17 protein-coding genes and 1 pseudogene are annotated in these 15,767 nt (G+C 60.9%); 10 read left to right on the top strand and 8 right to left on the bottom strand.

Annotation, left to right across the window (positions count from 1 at the left end; all coding sequences use genetic code 11):
• Positions 1-16: 16 nt before the first annotated feature.
• Positions 17-676: a response regulator transcription factor gene (locus NKI21_RS20760; RefSeq protein WP_023813893.1), complete on the bottom strand. Its 660-nt coding sequence runs from the start codon at positions 674-676 to the stop codon at positions 17-19.
• A 122-nt stretch (positions 677-798) separates the two neighbouring features.
• Complete coding sequence (locus tag NKI21_RS20755) at positions 799-1,227, bottom strand: hypothetical protein (RefSeq protein WP_023813892.1); 429 nt, start codon at positions 1,225-1,227, stop codon at positions 799-801.
• Between the two features lie 187 nt (positions 1,228-1,414).
• Between NKI21_RS20755 and NKI21_RS20750 the strand changes: the two genes are divergently transcribed.
• Together NKI21_RS20750 and NKI21_RS20745 are read left to right on the top strand one after the other, a co-directional pair.
• Positions 1,415-1,765, top strand: coding sequence for a DUF952 domain-containing protein (locus NKI21_RS20750; RefSeq protein ID WP_352554146.1), 351 nt, complete (start codon positions 1,415-1,417; stop codon positions 1,763-1,765).
• A complete protein-coding gene (locus tag NKI21_RS20745; protein WP_352867014.1) occupies positions 1,762-2,838 on the top strand; it encodes a quinone-dependent dihydroorotate dehydrogenase in 1,077 nt (358 codons plus the stop codon). Before NKI21_RS20750 ends, NKI21_RS20745 begins: the two co-directional genes overlap by 4 nt.
• Before the next feature lie 7 nt (positions 2,839-2,845).
• Here the strand turns inward: NKI21_RS20745 and NKI21_RS20740 are convergent, their stop codons facing one another.
• From NKI21_RS20740 to NKI21_RS20730, 3 genes and pseudogenes are all read right to left on the bottom strand, one after another.
• A complete protein-coding gene (locus NKI21_RS20740; RefSeq protein WP_352867011.1) occupies positions 2,846-3,019 on the bottom strand; it encodes a hypothetical protein in 174 nt (57 codons plus the stop codon).
• Positions 3,020-3,360: 341 nt separating this feature from the next.
• Positions 3,361-4,112, bottom strand: a pseudogene (locus tag NKI21_RS20735) (IS5 family transposase).
• 76 nt (positions 4,113-4,188) lie between these two features.
• Positions 4,189-4,743, bottom strand: coding sequence for a hypothetical protein (locus tag NKI21_RS20730; RefSeq protein ID WP_352867008.1), 555 nt, complete (start codon positions 4,741-4,743; stop codon positions 4,189-4,191).
• Between NKI21_RS20730 and NKI21_RS20725 the strand changes: the two genes are divergently transcribed.
• Complete coding sequence (locus NKI21_RS20725; protein ID WP_352867005.1) at positions 4,742-4,903, top strand: hypothetical protein; 162 nt, start codon at positions 4,742-4,744, stop codon at positions 4,901-4,903. The two genes, NKI21_RS20730 and NKI21_RS20725, sit on opposite strands and share 2 nt — an antisense overlap.
• A 31-nt stretch (positions 4,904-4,934) precedes the next feature.
• A complete protein-coding gene (locus tag NKI21_RS20720; protein WP_352867002.1) occupies positions 4,935-5,276 on the top strand; it encodes a hypothetical protein in 342 nt (113 codons plus the stop codon).
• Positions 5,277-5,896: 620 nt separating this feature from the next.
• Here NKI21_RS20720 and NKI21_RS20715 read toward each other — a convergent pair.
• Both NKI21_RS20715 and NKI21_RS20710 read right to left on the bottom strand, forming a co-directional pair.
• Positions 5,897-6,868, bottom strand: coding sequence for an IS1595 family transposase (locus NKI21_RS20715; protein WP_352866999.1), 972 nt, complete (start codon positions 6,866-6,868; stop codon positions 5,897-5,899).
• Positions 6,869-6,997: 129 nt separating this feature from the next.
• Positions 6,998-8,371 (bottom strand): MATE family efflux transporter, encoded by a 1,374-nt coding sequence (locus NKI21_RS20710; protein WP_352866996.1) that lies wholly within the window; start codon positions 8,369-8,371, stop codon positions 6,998-7,000.
• Positions 8,372-8,503: 132 nt separating this feature from the next.
• Here NKI21_RS20710 and NKI21_RS20705 point away from each other — a divergent pair, with 132 nt between their 5' ends.
• Entirely contained in the window at positions 8,504-9,406 is a 903-nt protein-coding gene (locus NKI21_RS20705; RefSeq protein ID WP_352866993.1) for a histone deacetylase family protein, read from the top strand.
• A 59-nt stretch (positions 9,407-9,465) separates the two neighbouring features.
• Here NKI21_RS20705 and NKI21_RS20700 read toward each other — a convergent pair whose 3' ends face one another.
• The gene (locus NKI21_RS20700; protein WP_023813886.1) at positions 9,466-9,729 is read right to left on the bottom strand and encodes a DUF6460 domain-containing protein; all 264 of its coding nucleotides are present in this window, start codon (positions 9,727-9,729) and stop codon (positions 9,466-9,468) included.
• A 273-nt stretch (positions 9,730-10,002) separates the two neighbouring features.
• Here NKI21_RS20700 and NKI21_RS20695 point away from each other — a divergent pair, with 273 nt between their 5' ends.
• The 5 genes from NKI21_RS20695 (at position 10,003) to NKI21_RS20675 (ending at position 15,761) form a co-directional block, all read left to right on the top strand.
• Positions 10,003-10,992 carry a glycosyltransferase family 2 protein gene (locus NKI21_RS20695; protein WP_196815360.1) on the top strand — a complete coding sequence of 330 codons (990 nt, stop codon included), beginning with the start codon at positions 10,003-10,005 and terminating at the stop codon, positions 10,990-10,992.
• Positions 10,985-11,686: a class I SAM-dependent methyltransferase gene (locus NKI21_RS20690; RefSeq protein WP_023813884.1), complete on the top strand. Its 702-nt coding sequence runs from the start codon at positions 10,985-10,987 to the stop codon at positions 11,684-11,686. Before NKI21_RS20695 ends, NKI21_RS20690 begins: the two co-directional genes overlap by 8 nt.
• Positions 11,664-12,131, top strand: coding sequence for a GtrA family protein (locus NKI21_RS20685; protein WP_031213781.1), 468 nt, complete (start codon positions 11,664-11,666; stop codon positions 12,129-12,131). Before NKI21_RS20690 ends, NKI21_RS20685 begins: the two co-directional genes overlap by 23 nt.
• A gap of 38 nt (positions 12,132-12,169) precedes the next feature.
• Positions 12,170-13,651, top strand: coding sequence for a hypothetical protein (locus tag NKI21_RS20680; protein ID WP_352441475.1), 1,482 nt, complete (start codon positions 12,170-12,172; stop codon positions 13,649-13,651).
• Positions 13,652-13,847: 196 nt separating this feature from the next.
• Positions 13,848-15,761 (top strand): acyltransferase family protein, encoded by a 1,914-nt coding sequence (locus NKI21_RS20675; RefSeq protein WP_352720406.1) that lies wholly within the window; start codon positions 13,848-13,850, stop codon positions 15,759-15,761.
• Positions 15,762-15,767: the final 6 nt, after the last annotated feature.

Genomic DNA, 15,767 nt, shown 5'->3' with positions numbered 1-15,767 from the left:
ACAGGCGCCCTGGCGATCAACCCGCCGGCTGCAGCGGGTCGCTTCCGATCTTGGACAGCAGGATCACCGCCTGCGTGCGGCTGTCGACGCCGAGCTTCTGCAGGATGGCGGAGACATGCGCCTTGATGGTAGCCTCGGAGACGCCGAGTTCATAGGCGATCTGCTTGTTGAGCAGGCCCTCGGCCAGCATGCCGAGCACCCGTGTCTGCTGCGGCGTCAAAGCCTGCAGCCGCTTGATAAGGTCCGATATTTCGGGATCGCGCTCGATGCCGAGATCGACGCCGGCTGGTGCTGCGATGTCGCCGGCAAGCACCGATTGCACGGCGCTGCGGATCTCCTCCATGCTGGCCGATTTGGAGATAAAGCCGGAAGCGCCGAGGTCGAGCGCCCGCCTGATGGTCGCCGGATCGTCGTGGGCCGACACCACGACCAGCGGCACCGCCGGATGGATGCCGCGCAGCGAGACCAGGCCGGAGAGCCCGCTGGCGCCCGGCATCGACAGGTCGAGCAGCACCAGATCGACGTCCTCGTTGGCCACGACCAGCGCCTTGGCGCTCTCGAAATCGCCGGCTTCGTGGATGGCGGCGACGTTGCCGATGCCGGCGAGCGCTTCGCGCAGCGCACCGCGAAACAGCGGGTGATCGTCGGCGATGACGAAAGAATAGCCTGCCGGCAAATGTCCCTCCCCGAATCCCCTATGGGTTTAGCTTTTTCGGGATCAGTGGGCGATTATGCGGGGCGGCGCGCTGTTTTCAAGCGGCAAAGCCAGCGCCCCGCGTTTTCCCTTGGTTGAAGCGCTCAGGTCTTCTGCGAATTGGGCTGGGCGCCGTTGTCCTTGTCCATATCCCTGACGATGCCCATGAAGCCGCGAAGGAAGCGCTCCATGTAGCCCATCGTCTTGTTGAAATCCTCCTCGCTCGGCAGTTTCGATTCGAGGCGGGCGGAGAGCGAATTCTCGAGCTTGGTGACGCGCTCGTCCATCGCCTTCATCGAGGTTTGCAGGCGGTCGACCTCGTCCTGGAAAGCAGCGCGTTCGTCGGCCGCCATCTTGCAGACGAGCTGGCCCGAACGCTCCTCGCAAATCGACATGGCGCCGGTCTGCGTATCGATACGGACAAAGCCGTTATCGGACTTTTCCAGCCGGTAGCGGTCGGTTTCTTCCGAGTAAGCTGAAGCCGCGATCAGCGAAACGAGCGCGGCGGGGATCAAGATGTGCTGCAGACGCATGTTGTCCTCCATGGCCAAGGCCTCAGATATCGCATGTTTGCGCCGGAAATGGGGAAGACCCTTGGCATGGCCTTTCCCGAATGGCTGGTTCGGAATCTTCTTGACGCAATTCCCAAGGGAAAGCGCTATGCGCTTTTCCCGGGAAAACCGTTTCACACTTTTCCTGGAACTGCTCTATAGCGCAACCATGTCTCAGATTATCTACAAGATAACCCCGCAAGCGCCATGGCGCGAGGCCGAAACGCATGGCCGCTTCACCGGCGCGCCGATCGATGTCGCCGACGGCTTCATCCACTTCTCCACGGCAGCACAGGTCAGGGAAACGGCGGCAAAGCACTTTGCCGGCCAGACAGACCTTTTGTTGGTCGCCGTCGACGGCGCCGGCCTGGGCGCCGCGCTGAGATACGAGGTCTCGCGCGGCGGCGAACTGTTTCCGCATCTCTACGACGTTCTGGACCTGAAAGCAGTGCTGTCGGTCCGACCACTGCCGCTTGGCGCCGATGGTGTGCACCAGTTCCCGGCACTGGAGGGGCAATGAGCGTGCTCGACCGGCTCGGCCAGAAGCTGCTGTTCGCCTTCGATCCGGAAACGGCGCATGGCCTGTCAATCGCCGCCTTGCGATGCGGCGTTCCGGTTGGTGCGCCGGCGGTCCGCGACGACAGGCTGAAGGTCAGCGTCTGCGGCCTCGATTTCCCCAATCCGCTCGGCATGGCGGCCGGCTATGACAAGAACGCCGAGGTGCCCGACGCGCTGCTTGGGCTGGGTTTCGGCTTCGCCGAGGTCGGCACGATCACGCCGCTGCCGCAAACCGGCAATCCGAAGCCGCGTATTTTCCGGCTGACTGCCGACGATGCGGTGATCAACCGGCTGGGCTTCAACAATGAAGGCCATGCAGCGGCCGAAAAGCGCCTTGCCGCACGTAAGGGCCGCTCCGGCATCGTCGGCGTCAACATCGGCGCCAACAAGGACAGCAGCGACCGAATCGGCGACTATGAGCGCGGTGTCGCCCGGTTTGCGCAATACGCCAGCTATCTCACCGTCAACATCTCCTCGCCCAACACGCCGGGCCTGCGCAACATGCAGGCGCGCGAGCAGCTCGGCGAACTCTTGTCGCGGGTCATGGCCGCGCGCGCCACGGGAACGGCGCAGCCGCCGGTGTTCCTGAAGATCGCGCCGGATCTGGTCGAGGCCGAGCTGGAGGACATCGCCGCCGAGGTCACCGAGAAGCGGATCGACGGCGTCATCGTCTCCAACACCACCATCTCCCGGCCGCCGCTGCGCAGCGGCGACACCGCGCGCGAGACCGGGGGACTCTCCGGCAAGCCGCTGTTCGAGCGTTCGACCATCGTGCTGGCGAAGATGCGCAAACTGCTCGGACCGGACCGCGCCATCATCGGCGTCGGCGGCGTCGATTCCGCCGATACGGCGCTGGACAAGATCCGTGCGGGTGCTGATCTGGTCCAGCTCTACACCGGCATGATCTATGCCGGGCCTTCACTGCCAGGCCGTATTCTTTCCGGAATGGTCCGTTTCGTCGAAAAAGAACGGCTGAAGTCGATTTGCGAGTTGCGCGACAGCCGCCTCGACTTGTGGGCGTCCAGGCAACTCTGAACCGCTCTCAGGAGCGTAGATTGTGACTGACGGCCCGCTCGCAAATGGCGCCGCCGATGGCAGGCAACACCCCGAAGAGAAGCAATTGCGCGGTGCCGCCGATGCCAGAAACCGCGGAGAGAATGAACGCAGCGAGCAATCCCAGCGCCGCGCCCAAGACATATGGCAGGTAGCTTCGCATAAGCTCGCCCTGGAACAATTGGTGCATCTGTTGGAAATCGACTGGAAGTGCAAGTGCATCCGACCGCACGGCATTGGCAACGAACCCGGGTTAACGGGTTCCTTCGGAGTCTCGCCGAGGCGTTGGCTGACGGAGCATCAGACGAAAAACCCGCCTGTTCGGCGGGTCACCGGCGCAAATCAGCACCATGAGCAAAAATGTACCATAGCTGAGAGCACCCAGTCAAGAAAAAATTCCTAATTATATACGTGACAAAGTATGGTCGATTCGGTAAAGCAGTCGGGACAGGCCGGCACTGAAAAGATGGAGCGACTTAGGACGGAGCTAGGCTGAATCGACATTCAGCGCATCCAGATCATTGCTGCGGCGAGATGGATGAAGCTTAGGAAGTGGCGTGCCCTGCGGTCATAGCGCGTTGCGAAGCGCCTGAAGTGCTTGAGTTTGTTGAAGCAGCGCTCGATGCGGTTTCGACATTTGTAGATGATGGGATCATGCGGGATGGGGACTGATCGGGAACGGGTCGAGGGAATGACCGCCTTTGCCCCGATCTCGTCGATGAGGTTTCGCAGGGCGCTGGAATCATAGGCCCTATCGGCAAGGACGGCCTGGGCTGTGCAGCCTTCGAGCAGTAGTGGCGCGGCCAAGATGTCATGGCTCTGCCCGGCGGCAAGCAGGAACCTGAGGGGACGACCGAAGGTATCGGCAAGCATGTGGATTTTGGTGGTTAGTCCACCTCGGGAGCGCCCCAGAGCCTGATCCGAGGCCCCCCTTTTCCGGTCGCTGCCTGTTGATGGGCGCGCACCAGAGTACTGTCCAGCATCAAATATTGGTTGTCCCGATCCTTCGTCAGATCCGCGAAGACGCGGTCCCATACCCCGACTTTGGACCAGCGCGAGAACCGCTTGTGCAGCGTCTTACCGTAGCGCTCTGGCAGATCGTGCCAGTGAGCACCGGATCGAAGCACCCATAACACACCATTGACGAACAGCCGATTGTCCGAGCCAGTCCGGCCAGGGTCACCAACCTTGCCCGACAGCTGCGACGAAATCCGCCGCCATTGCTCGTCGCTCAACTCATACCGCTTCGTCGCCATCCTAAGTCTCCGCAAATCGCGGACACCTATGAATCACGCATCGCGCCAAAACGGAATCCCTGAATGTCGATTGGTCCTAGCCGAAAGGCTCGCCCTCTGGGAGTGCAGCGGAGTACTGGCTAAGGAGTTCGCGGACGAACTTGTTAGCCTCGTCTTTAGGCATTATCCCCACGGTCTGGACACCGAAGAAAAATAAGTTGAGCGAGAGGGCCATGGCTCTTTCAGCCACAAATTCGATCTTAGGGACGGTAAATTCTCGCTTGTCCTGCCTATGGTTTTTCCCGTGAATGATCTTGGAAATTGGGAAGGCTTCCGAGCTGGTGCGTAGTTCCACTAAGCCATGGATACACCAATGGCGCTGCTCTGCGATTTGCCATGCCTCCTCAAGCAGTTCGTTCAACCTTGGCAAATGCGACGCAAGGTCAGGATGATCGGCGAACGCCTTTCGGAGATATGGCGGCTTTCCCTTGAAAGAGACAGGGGGAACCGGCGCTACCTGGTTGCCATCGTAGAGTTCGTGCACATATCGTATGATGAAATCCAACGCGCATTCGGCTGACGCCCAGCCGACCGTAAGGAGACCGATCGCAGTGAACGTGTCTCGCTTGTCTTCTGGGATATCCTTGATCATGGCCCATCCTGAAAAAGAGACCGACGAAAAGAAATTCAACGAGACACTACAACGGATGCTGAAAACGCCGCCGAAGATGCATGACGCCCGCCCGCCCGACAAGACGAGTGTGGACAAAGCCCAGGATTCCAGTAAAGGTGCCGCAAAATCCAAGGGCTAAATGGCCCTTAGGGACCGTAGGGCGGGGCAAAATGGCGGTCGAGACGACGAGCGTAAAGTTCCACTACATAAAATCGCCACTTGCCCGTGATCTCCATATTGATGGCGTTTACGGCGGCATAAATAATGTCACCGGACAACTCATCGTATCGATTTTTGCAGAGCGCGCGCCGATTCCGACGTCGCTGACGGTTGAACTTTCTGACGGAACGTTAGGTAAAGAACTTGAACGGGAAGGTAAGGATGGCGTGGTAAGGGTGGTGCAAGATACATTATATATGGATTTCGCTACTGCCTTTGTTGTCCACAAGTGGCTTGGATCACACATCGACGGCTTCTTGGAAGCGCACCCTGAATTGGAGGGTAAACTGTGAGTCTCTATACCGGAACCGAGTCGGCTGTTCGCGATATTTCCCGAGATCTGGGCTCGCGTAAGGGCGCGGCTTCATATGTGGTCAGCGCGGCAATAGCTCGGGTTACAGATGTTTTGGTCACCACAAGCGTCTCAGGCGCGGGGGTATCTCCAGTGTTAAGAGCAGCCATTAACAATCAATCGCTGTCGACGCGTAGGAACTCGGCGTGGCCGGCAATCACGGCAGCGCTGTTGGTGCTTGGGGTAGCACTGTTGGTGGCAGGCTTGGCGGCTAGCCTTTTTGTTGGGGTTTCTTGGGCAGCGGGACTGTTTCCGGTGGGGGCGACAATTCTTTTCATCGCCACATTGGTTGCAGGATTCTCCCGCAAGGGCGGGCATTCGTGGGGCCAGAACTAAAAACAATAAGCGACTTGGCCTTAAAGGTTAGGGGCGGAACCGCTTCCCTTTGTTTGGCTTCATGGGGCATGTGGTCTGGGCCATACGCCAAGGGGTTTCTTGCGCCGTTTGATTGGTGGGCAAGCCTCGCTGGTACGGGCGGTATGTGGATCGGCGGCTTATGTCTAGCCGTCGCTGCGGTTCGCAGCCTTTTTTCGAATAGCTAGAAGCTTTCGCGTCTTCTGCTTAGGCGAGACCGGCTTCACCAATCCGCCGATAAGTAAGGCGCTTGCCTTCGATCATTGCAAGCAACTGGTCGTGGCGTTCGGTGTCAGTCACCTTAAGCGCCGTGCGGCGATTGTAGCGGAAATCGAACTCGGCAAGGTAGCGGTGCAAGTGCGCCTCGCCGCAATGCTGGTAAACGCCAACCATGCCGCGCTTGAACACTGAGAACACGTTCTCAATCGTGTTCGAATGGATCGACACGCCGTCCTCATAGCGGACGTATTCGCCAGCAGAATGGTTGGTCGTCTTGTGCGAGGCGTATTCCTCGCCAGTCACAGTGTAGAGCTTGGACTGGTCGGTATAGAGCGTCGAATTGCGGTCGGCATTGCGCACCAGGATATCGCGCACAACTGCCTTGGTGGCGTGCTGGACGTGAACCATGCGGGCTTTGCCGCCGCGCTCGACAAGGCCGATAACGGTGCGCTTCGGCTTCATCTTGCGCTTCAAGCGGGGCTGGCCTTTGCGCTGAGGAGATAGGTAATCGCGGTCGACGCGTCCAATGTAGGTTTCGTCGGCTTCCACGGTCTTGCCTTCGCCACCAAGCGGGCCAGCCGACTTCACGTCTTCCGCCATGGCCTCGCGGATGCGGTGCGCCATAAACCAAGCAGTCTTGTAGGTGACGCCAAGCATGCGGTGCAGTTGGTGAGCGCTCATGCCCTTCTTGGACGAAGCCATGAGGAACGTCGCCAGCAACCACTTGTTCAAGGCGATCTTGGAGCGCTCGAACACGGTGCCGACAGTCACGGTGAACTGTTCGCGGCATTCCATGCAGTTGTACAGGCCGGGACGGTGCGCCTTGCCTTCCATCTTGGTGATGCGGTCGGGATTGGCATTGCCGCAATGCGGGCAGTTAGGACCATGCGGCCAACGCTGCGCTTCCAAATGGATGCGGGCGGCGTCGGCGTCTTGGAAGATTGGGCTGTCGAGTTTCATGGCTAGGTGCTCCCTGCCATGTTTGTAACAGGCGGCTCATGCTTTGTCACGTATATAATTAGGAAAAAATTCCTATCGCGGAAAGCCGTTCGGTGCCATGGACGACGCAGGGCCTTCCGGGGACACCGTCTAAAACGCCGTCCGCACCCTGAGCCTCAGGATTGTCAGCAGGCTGAAGCCTCGCACCAGCAGGAAGACGTGCAGCGCCGCCCACAGTCCATTGTTGCCGAAGGCGGGCGCAAGGGTCAGCAGTGCGGCCGCGAAAACCAGGAACGACAGCAGCATCATGTTGCGCATGTCGCGGGACCAGGTCGCGCCGATGAAAACGCCATCCATCTGGAACGCCAGCACACCGCTCAGCGCCGTGAATGCCGCCCACGGCAGGTAGATGTCGGCCACCGAACGGACTTCCTCCGATGTCGTCACGAGAGCCACCAGATTGGCGCCCCCAGACAGCATTATCAGCGTCGCGGCTCCCGCCAGTCCGAAACCCCAGAACAGCGTCAGCCGGACGGCCTGGCGGAACGGTGCGGCGGCGCGCGCGCCGACGGCACGGCCAGCCAGCTGTTCGGCGGCGGTGGCAAAGCCGTCGAGGAAATAGCCGGCGACGAGGAAGAAGTTCATCAGCACGGCGTTGGCGGCCAGCGTCACCGTGCCGAACTGCGCGCCCTGGCGGGTGAACAATGCGAAGGCGGCGAGCAGCGAGAACGAGCGGATCATGATGTCGCGGTTGAGCGACATCATGCGCAGGAAGGCGGCCATGTCGAGCAGGCGGTGGCGCGGCAAGGATGGGGCAGCCCGGAACCGGCGGATCACGATCGCCAGGCCGAGCAGCATGGCCAGGAACTCACCGGTGACGGTCGCCCAGGCAACGCCGGCGACACCCCAGCCAAGTTTCAGCCCAAGCAGGAAGCAGAGCGCGATGTTGATGCCGTTGAGCACCAGCTGCAGCATCAACCCGAGCCCACCCTCGCCGCGCCCCAGCACATAGCCGAGGATGGCATAGTTGATCAGCGAGAAGGGTGCCGCAAGCAGCCTGATGCGGATGTAGACGCCCATCGCTTCGCTGACGCGCGGTTCGGCGCCCATGAATTTCTGCCCGGCGATGGCGACCAGTGGGGCAAGGGCCGCGAGCACGATGCCGGCGATAACCGCGATCAGCACGGCTCGCCAGAACACCGCCTGTTCCTCCAGGGCATCGCCACGCCCACACGCCTGTGCGACAAGGCCGGTGGTGCCCGAGCGCAGGAAATTGAAAGAGGTGAAGACGACGTCGAAGATCAATGCGCCGGCCGCCAGGCCGCCAAGCAAGGCGGCATCGCCGAACTGGCCGATGACAGCCGTGTCGACCAGGCCGAGCATCGGCGTGGTCAGATAGGCAAGCGTCATCGGCACGGCGATGGCGAGCACGGAGCGGTTGGTGACGACAAATGATCCGGGGTGAATCGGGGATCCCGCGTGGATAGGGGATCCGGCGTCGGCTGGTGTTGCACCTTTGTCCAAGGATTGCTGCCTTGCTGATTGCGGCTTGATAGAACCGTCGATGTGCCCCATTTTCCGGCCACCGCGCAATCACCTATCCCTTGACGGCCAACCGAAATCCCGGTCTGGCGTGAGCCAGCCGGATACGATTTCATGCCTCTGCAGATCGTCCATCATCCCGACTACGACGCCGGCTTCGCCGTCAACCATCGCTTTCCGATGAGCAAATATCCCTTGCTGATGGAGGCGCTGCGTACGCGCGGCCTCGCCGGCCCCGACGCGCTCAGCACTGCCGAACCGGCACCGGCGTCATGGCTGGAGCTTGCCCATGCGGCGGACTATGTCGACCAGGTCGTCAACTGCCGCGTGCCCGAAAAGATCGAACGCGAGATCGGTTTTCCGATCGGACCCCGCGTCTCGCTGCGCGCGCAGCTTGCCACCGGCGGCACCGTGCTGGCGGCGCGGCTGGCCTTGCGCCACGGTATCGCCTGCAACACCGCAGGCGGCAGCCATCATGCGCGGCGCGCGCAGGGCGCGGGCTTCTGCACCTTCAACGATGTCGCCGTCGCCGCATTGGTCCTGCTCGCCGAAGCCGCGGCACAAAACATCCTGGTCGTCGACCTCGACGTGCACCAGGGCGACGGCACGGCGGATATTCTCGCCGATGATCCGCGCGTGTTCACCTTTTCCATGCATGGCGACCGCAACTATCCCGTGCGCAAGATCGCCTCCGACCTCGATGTCGCGCTGCCCGACGGCACGGGTGACGTCGCTTACATGAAGAGGCTCGCCGCCATCCTGCCGGAGCTCTCCGCCCAAGCCCATTGGGACATCGTGTTCTACAATGCCGGCGTCGACGTCCATGCTGAGGACCGGCTTGGCAGGCTGTCGCTGTCGGATGACGGCCTGCGCGCCCGCGACGACATGGTCATCAGCCACTTTCGCACGCGTGGCGTTCCGGTGTGTGGCGTCATCGGGGGTGGCTATTCAACGGATGTGCCCGCACTCGCGGCGCGCCACGCCATCCTGTTCGAGGTCGCCGCGGGCTACGCCTGATAGTCCTTTTCAAGCACGGTCTTGTCGGAAAACCGGTTCCCACTTTTCGGGATCATGCTCTACTTCCGGTAGTTGGCGATCCTCAACAAGATGAACGCCGGCACGACGATAGCCGCGCCCAGCAAGATATAGCCGAGGAAGCGGTCGATGGCGTGGAAGCCGAGATTCCACAGGTCCATGAAGAACTTCCGGATGCCGTAGAGCACATCCATCGGCGACCAGCCGAAGGCATTCATGACCAGGCCGACGAGGAAAGACACCACCAGCAGTTTCAGGATCACCTTGAGCGGCGAGTCGCCAAGGAAGCGCGTCAATGCGGACAAGGCCCGTCTCCAGATTGAGGTACCCTGGCTAGAGGGCGTCAGCCAGACATACGCACTTGGCTTGTCCGCTTCAAGCCGGGAGTTCTGCGGGATAGCGAGACACCGAGCATAGTGTGGCCGCAAGCCGAGCCCAGGCGCATGGCAGACTGCCGGCTACTGCCGCAGCGATCCCGCTGGCTTATCTGTTTTCTAACCAATTGCCGCTATTCCCAATCGAATAGCGGGAGCAAGGCTTTGGTGGAGACGGAGAGAAACACCGCGCGACGCGGCGTCATGCTGTCGGTGGTCATCCCATGCTACAACGAGCTGGATGGCGTGGCCGAACTGCACCGGCGGGTCACGGCCGCATGCCTTGAACAAGGCCCTTCCTACGAGATCGTCCTTGTCATCGATGGCGCGACCGACGGTACGCGCGAGGCCATTCTACAACTGGCCGAAAAGGACGAACATGTCGTCGCCATCGACCTCGCCCGCAATTACGGCCACCAGATCGCGTTGAGCGCCGGGCTCGAATTCTGTCGCGGCCAGCGCATTCTCATTCTCGATGCCGACCTGCAGGATCCACCTGAACTGCTCGGCGCGATGATGACGAAGATGAACGAAGGCTTCGATGTGGTCTACGGCCAGAGGCTGACGCGCGATGGCGAAAGCTGGTTCAAGCTCGCCTCCGCGTCCATGTTCTATCGCTTGCTGCGCCGGATGGTCGACGTCGACATAGCCCCGAATACCGGTGATTTCCGGCTGATGAACCGTCGTGCGCTCGACCATCTGAACGCGATGCCAGAACGTTACAGGTTCATTCGCGGCATGGTTAGCTGGATCGGGCTGAAACAGGTGGCTTTCCCCTATGAGCGGCACCGCCGCTTTGCCGGCACCACCCATTATCCGCTGAAGAAAATGCTTCTTCTGGCGGTCGACGCGATGACCAGCTTCTCCATCGTGCCCTTGCGCTTCGCTTCGCTGCTCGGAATGATGTTCGGGCTTCTGGGGCTGGTCGTGCTCGGCTACACGCTGTTCGAATGGTCGGTCGGAAACGTGTTGCCCGGCTGGACCAGCCTTGCCGCGATCGTGCTGATCCTCGGCAGCGTCCAGCTTATGGTGCTCGGAATCTTCGGCGAGTATCTCGGGCGCATGTACATGGAGACAAAGCGGCGGCCGCTCTACTTCGTCAACGAGATCGTTTCGCGCAGCCAGGCGGTGGAGGACGGCGAATTGCCGGTCCATCGCCTGCAGGAGATGGCAAAGAGGGCCGCACGTGCTTGAGGCGGAGTTCGACCAGTTTGCGCGGGAATATCAGGAGCAGCATGCCGCAAGCATAAGGCTGAGCGGCGAAAACCCGGATTTCTTCGCCAGGTACAAGATCGACGACGTCGCCGCGACGCTGCGGCGGGCCGGTGTCAAACCCCGACGAGTACTGGATTTCGGCGCCGGCGTCGGCAATTCGCTCGGCCATATGCGCAACGCGTTTCCCGACGCGGAGATCACCTTGCTCGATCCTTCGCGGGAATCGCTCGACATCGCCAGCAAGCGCTTTCCCGGCCAGGCCGCCTTCACGCATTTCGACGGCAAGACAATTCCTTTTGCCGACGGCAGCTTCGACCTGGCCTTCGCGGCCTGTGTATTCCACCATATTCCCGAGGACCTGCAGATCGGACTGTTCGCCGAGATCGGCAGGGTGCTGGCCGATGGCGGCAGCTTCTTCGTCTTCGAACACAATCCCTGGAACCCGCTGACCACGCACGCGGTGAGAAACTGTGCCTTCGATGAAAACGCGGTTTTGATAAATTCGCGCGAGATGCGCAGGCGCATGGCCGAGGCGGGCCTTGCCAATACGAGGATCGTCTACCGGATTTTCTTTCCTCGGATGCTTGCGAGACTGAGGCCGTTCGAGCGCTTCCTCACCAAGGTACCTGTCGGAGCCCAATATTTTGCGCATGTGGTCAAGCCTGCCGTTTGACTTCCCGAGGATGCTGCGATTTGGCGCCGTCGGTCTGTTGAACACGGCGCTGGGATACGCTGTCATCCTGGCCGGGCTTGCGCTGGGTCTGGGCGACATCCTTGCCAACGCCACGGGTTATGCCGCCGGCCTTGTCCTCGGCTTCTTCCTCAACCGCCAATGGACCTTCAGCAGAGCCGATGGTTTCCAGCCCGGAACCGCGCTGCGCTACGGGGGTGTCTTTCTGGTCGCCTACAGCGTCAATCTGGCCGTCGTGATCGCCGCCCGTTCAGCAGGCATCGTCGAAAACCCGCTGGTCCACCTCGCGGGAATCTGCGTCTATTCGGTTGTTTTCTATCTTGGCTCGGCTCGCTTCGTGTTTGTGGGGCGCGGGGACGACAGCACCGACCGCACAGTTCGGGTGGCCGACAAGCCTCGGCAGCACCCCGCCAATCCAACACCTTGAACCCAACTGTCACCGGAACCGATCAGAGGCGGCGCAGCATGAACGACGCTCAGGCCAGTGCGGAGGCCGCGACATACAACGAGCGGAACAGGCTGATCTTCTGCCTGTTCGCGGCCTTGGCGATGGCCGGTGCGTTGGGTGCCCAGGCAGGCGCCACCCTGCAGGATCCCGACAGCTGGTGGCAAGTGAAGGTCGGTCTGGATTTCCTGACTAACCGGACATTTCCGACCGTCGATCCCTATTCCTACACGTTTGCCGGCCAGCCCTGGATTGCCAAGGAATGGCTGGGACAGGTCCTGCTGGCTCTTGCCTACCGGGCGGGCGGCTGGAACGGGGTCGTCACCGCGATCATCGCCTCGATCTCCCTGACGGTTTTCCTCATGGGGTGGTTTCTCAGCGCATGGCTGAAACCGATCCTGGCGATTACACTGGCCTTCGCGGCGGTGTTCCTGATCAACCCGATCTTCACGGCGCGTCCGCATGTCTTCACCTTCCCGATCATCGTCATCTGGACGGCGGTGCTCTTCGGTGCGGCGAGGGAAGAACGGGCGCCGCCCTGGTGGCTGCTTGTGCTGGTCGTGTTATGGGCGAACCTGCACGCCACCTTCACCTTGAGCTTCGTCATCGCGGCTTTTGCCGGTCTCGATCTGCTGGCGCGCACGGGCCTGTCGAAACCGTCCCTGCTGGCGAAGTGGATCGCGTTCGGTCTGCTTTGCCCGCTGGTCAGCCTGATCCACCCCTACGGCGTCCAGGCCATCCTGGCGACGCTCGCCGTGGCCTACGGCAATGAGGCGGTGTCGCTGATCATGGAATGGAAACCGTTCAATCAGCCGGACAGTCCCGTCCAGGAAGCGGCGATGCTGCTGGCGCTTTTCGGGCTACTGGTGTCCCGATTGCGAATTGGCTGGGCCAAGGCCTTGTTCGTCGTCTTCACCTTGCATGTCTATCTCGCCCATGTGCGCTTCATGTATCTGTTCTTCCTGCTGATTCCGCTGGTGATGGCGGCCGAGGTCGCCCAGCAATATCCCTCGCTTTCGGCCACCGCATGGCTGGCCGAAAAGCGCGACGGACTGGAGAGATTCTTCGCCAGGCGGTTCTACGCCATCTGCGGCACGGCAGCCGTTCTGCTGATTGGCGGGGTCACTGTGCTCGGCAGCGTCTATCAGGTAGCGCCAAGTCCGAAGACATCGGCCAGCGGGGCGCTGGCATTCGCGCAAAGCCATCATCTATCCGGCAACGTGCTGAATTCCTACAATTTCGGCGGCACGCTGATTTTCCACGGGTTCAAGACCTATATCGACGGACGGACGGACCAGCTGTTCCTGGGAGGTTTCACAAAAGCCGATGACGAGACGGGTCACAGCAACGGCAAGCCACTCCTCGAAGCCCGGTTGAAGAAATACGCAATAGGCTGGGCGCTGCTGTCGGCTGACGACGCCCGCATCCCCTTTTTCGACCAGTTGGGCTGGAAGCGGGCCTATGCGGACGACCATGCAGTGATCTATCTGCCTGGCGCCTGATCCTGGTGCGTTGCTGGCGAATTTCGCGACGGCCAATATATGCCTTGACACGTATGTTGCAGCGCAACAAATTACTGCTTGGGGATAAGCCTGTGAGATCGATGAGCCGGGATTTTCAGCACGACCTGAGGCATCGCCGAATGAGCGTGGCGGGTGCGGCCGCACGGATCCTGGTGGCCGTGTGCGAGCCGGCCGGATGAACTACCGGCGCGACATCGACGGCCTGCGGGCCGTTGCGGTGCTGCCCGTCGTGCTCTTCCATTTCGGCGTGTCCGCCATTCCTGGCGGCTTCACCGGTGTCGACATCTTCTTCGTCATATCGGGCTATCTGATCAGCGGCAGCCTGCTCGATGATCTTGAGCGGGGCCAGTTCTCGATCGGCCGCTTCTACTGGCGCCGCGCACGGCGCATCCTGCCGGCGCTGACCTTCGTCATCCTGCTCGCGAGCATTGCCGCCTGGTTCATCCTTCTGCCTTCGGATCTCCACGAATTCAGCCTTAGCGTGATCGCCGCCTCGACCTTCTGGTCGAACATCTATTTCTGGAAAACGACGAACTATTTCTCCATCGACGCCGAACTGCGGCCGCTCCTGCACACATGGTCGCTTTCGGTGGAAGAGCAGTATTATATCTTCGCGCCGATCCTCCTTTATCTGATCTACCGATACGTCTCGAAACGCTGGCTGACGGTACTTCTGCCGATGGCCGTCGGCAGCTTTGCCCTGGCAGTCATAGCAACCTCGCTGGCACCGACGGCAGGCTTCTATCTCTTGCCGACGCGCATATGGGAGCTGGCGCTGGGCGCCATGCTGATGTTGCGGAAGCCTCCGGTCCTAGCCAGTCGGCTGGCGGCGGACCTGATCGGCCTCGCCGGCTTTGCCCTGATTGCATTTGGCTTTGTGATGATTTCGGACAGCGATCCGTTCCCCGGCTACAACGCCCTATTCCCCTGCATCGGAACAGCTTTGCTGATCTATGCTGGCCAGGATAACGCCGACAGGCCGGCATCTGTCGCCACTCGCGTGCTTCGGTTGGCGCCGCTGGTCTGGGTCGGCCTCATTTCCTATTCGCTTTACCTCGTCCACTGGCCGATCAACTCGTTCGTCCATTATCTCTCCCTGAAGACTGTCGGTGTGCCAACGATTATCGCGATGACGGTGGCCAGTTTCGCCTTGGCGGCATTCTCCTGGAAATATGTCGAGCAACCCTTCCGCCACAAACGCGCCTATACCGCCCCGCTGCCTATCTTCGCCTTTTCGGCGACGGCAATCGTGCTGCTGTGCGCCGGTGGTTTGGCCGGTGCACTGGGCAACGGTTTCCCGCAACGGTTTCCGGATTTCTCGACCGAACGTATCCGGGTCGGCGACTGGCGCAACGGCATCTGTTTCAACGAAAACGGGACCCGCATCGAAGACTGGAACCTTGCCGACTGCACCCGTACAATGGGCTTTGCCACCAATGTGCTGCTGTGGGGCGATTCTTTCGCTGCCCATTATGTTCCGGGACTTGAGCCCAACGCCCAGAAAATCCAGGCCAATGTCATCCAATACACCTATGCCGGCTGTCCGCCCGACCTGACCTATTTTTCCTATGCTCGGCCCGCCTGCACCCGCTTCAACGAACGGGCCTTGTCGATTATTCGCGACGCCAACATCCAGGCGGTGATCTTGAGCGGCCGATGGACCGACTACCAGGCCAGGGGCTTCGACGGCCTGCAGAAGACGATCGATCGGCTTCGCGAGATGGGGGTCAAGGTCTATACCGTCGGCCAGTCTCCGGAATTCATCGCCGACGTCCAGAAGATCGCTTTCTTGGTGAAACGGGAGCATGCCGGAACCACATCCTGGCCGATGGCTATGGATCCGAACATCAACGCACGGGTTCTGCCGTTCACCAAAGGGGCCGATTTCATAGATCCGCTGACGTATCTGTGCGACTCGGCCGGTTGTTCATACGCCGATGCCACGACCAATGAATTTCTCTACTTCGACTATGGCCACTTCTCTTCCGCCGGCGCGACGCTGGCCATCTCGAAATACTGGCCAAGCTTCGCCCCCGGCAATAAGGTCGCGGAGGCAAAACGGCAATTCACGGCCGCGGGCGCGCCGTGATCCGCA

The organism is Mesorhizobium sp. M0715 (assembly GCF_040320355.1).
Taxonomy (GTDB): Bacteria; Pseudomonadota; Alphaproteobacteria; order Rhizobiales; family Rhizobiaceae; genus Mesorhizobium.
Note: the sequence above shows the minus strand (reverse complement) of the source record. Positions and strands in the feature narration are given on the sequence as shown.

Excerpts from the sequence above, each read along its gene's own strand:
- NKI21_RS20755 (WP_023813892.1), bottom strand. The coding sequence starts at position 1,227 with ATGCGTCTGCAGCACATCTTGATCCCCGCCGCGCTCGTTTCGCTGATC.
- NKI21_RS20750 (WP_352554146.1), top strand. The coding sequence starts at position 1,415 with ATGTCTCAGATTATCTACAAGATAACCCCGCAAGCGCCATGGCGCGAG.
- NKI21_RS20745 (WP_352867014.1), top strand. The coding sequence starts at position 1,762 with ATGAGCGTGCTCGACCGGCTCGGCCAGAAGCTGCTGTTCGCCTTCGAT.
- NKI21_RS20740 (WP_352867011.1), bottom strand. The coding sequence starts at position 3,019 with ATGCGAAGCTACCTGCCATATGTCTTGGGCGCGGCGCTGGGATTGCTC.
- NKI21_RS20725 (WP_352867005.1), top strand. The coding sequence starts at position 4,742 with ATGGCCCATCCTGAAAAAGAGACCGACGAAAAGAAATTCAACGAGACA.
- NKI21_RS20730 (WP_352867008.1), bottom strand. The coding sequence starts at position 4,743 with ATGATCAAGGATATCCCAGAAGACAAGCGAGACACGTTCACTGCGATC.
- NKI21_RS20720 (WP_352867002.1), top strand. The coding sequence starts at position 4,935 with ATGGCGGTCGAGACGACGAGCGTAAAGTTCCACTACATAAAATCGCCA.
- NKI21_RS20715 (WP_352866999.1), bottom strand. The coding sequence starts at position 6,868 with ATGAAACTCGACAGCCCAATCTTCCAAGACGCCGACGCCGCCCGCATC.
- NKI21_RS20705 (WP_352866993.1), top strand. The coding sequence starts at position 8,504 with ATGCCTCTGCAGATCGTCCATCATCCCGACTACGACGCCGGCTTCGCC.
- NKI21_RS20695 (WP_196815360.1), top strand. The coding sequence starts at position 10,003 with ATGCTGTCGGTGGTCATCCCATGCTACAACGAGCTGGATGGCGTGGCC.
- NKI21_RS20685 (WP_031213781.1), top strand. The coding sequence starts at position 11,664 with ATGTGGTCAAGCCTGCCGTTTGACTTCCCGAGGATGCTGCGATTTGGC.
- NKI21_RS20680 (WP_352441475.1), top strand. The coding sequence starts at position 12,170 with ATGAACGACGCTCAGGCCAGTGCGGAGGCCGCGACATACAACGAGCGG.
- NKI21_RS20675 (WP_352720406.1), top strand. The coding sequence starts at position 13,848 with ATGAACTACCGGCGCGACATCGACGGCCTGCGGGCCGTTGCGGTGCTG.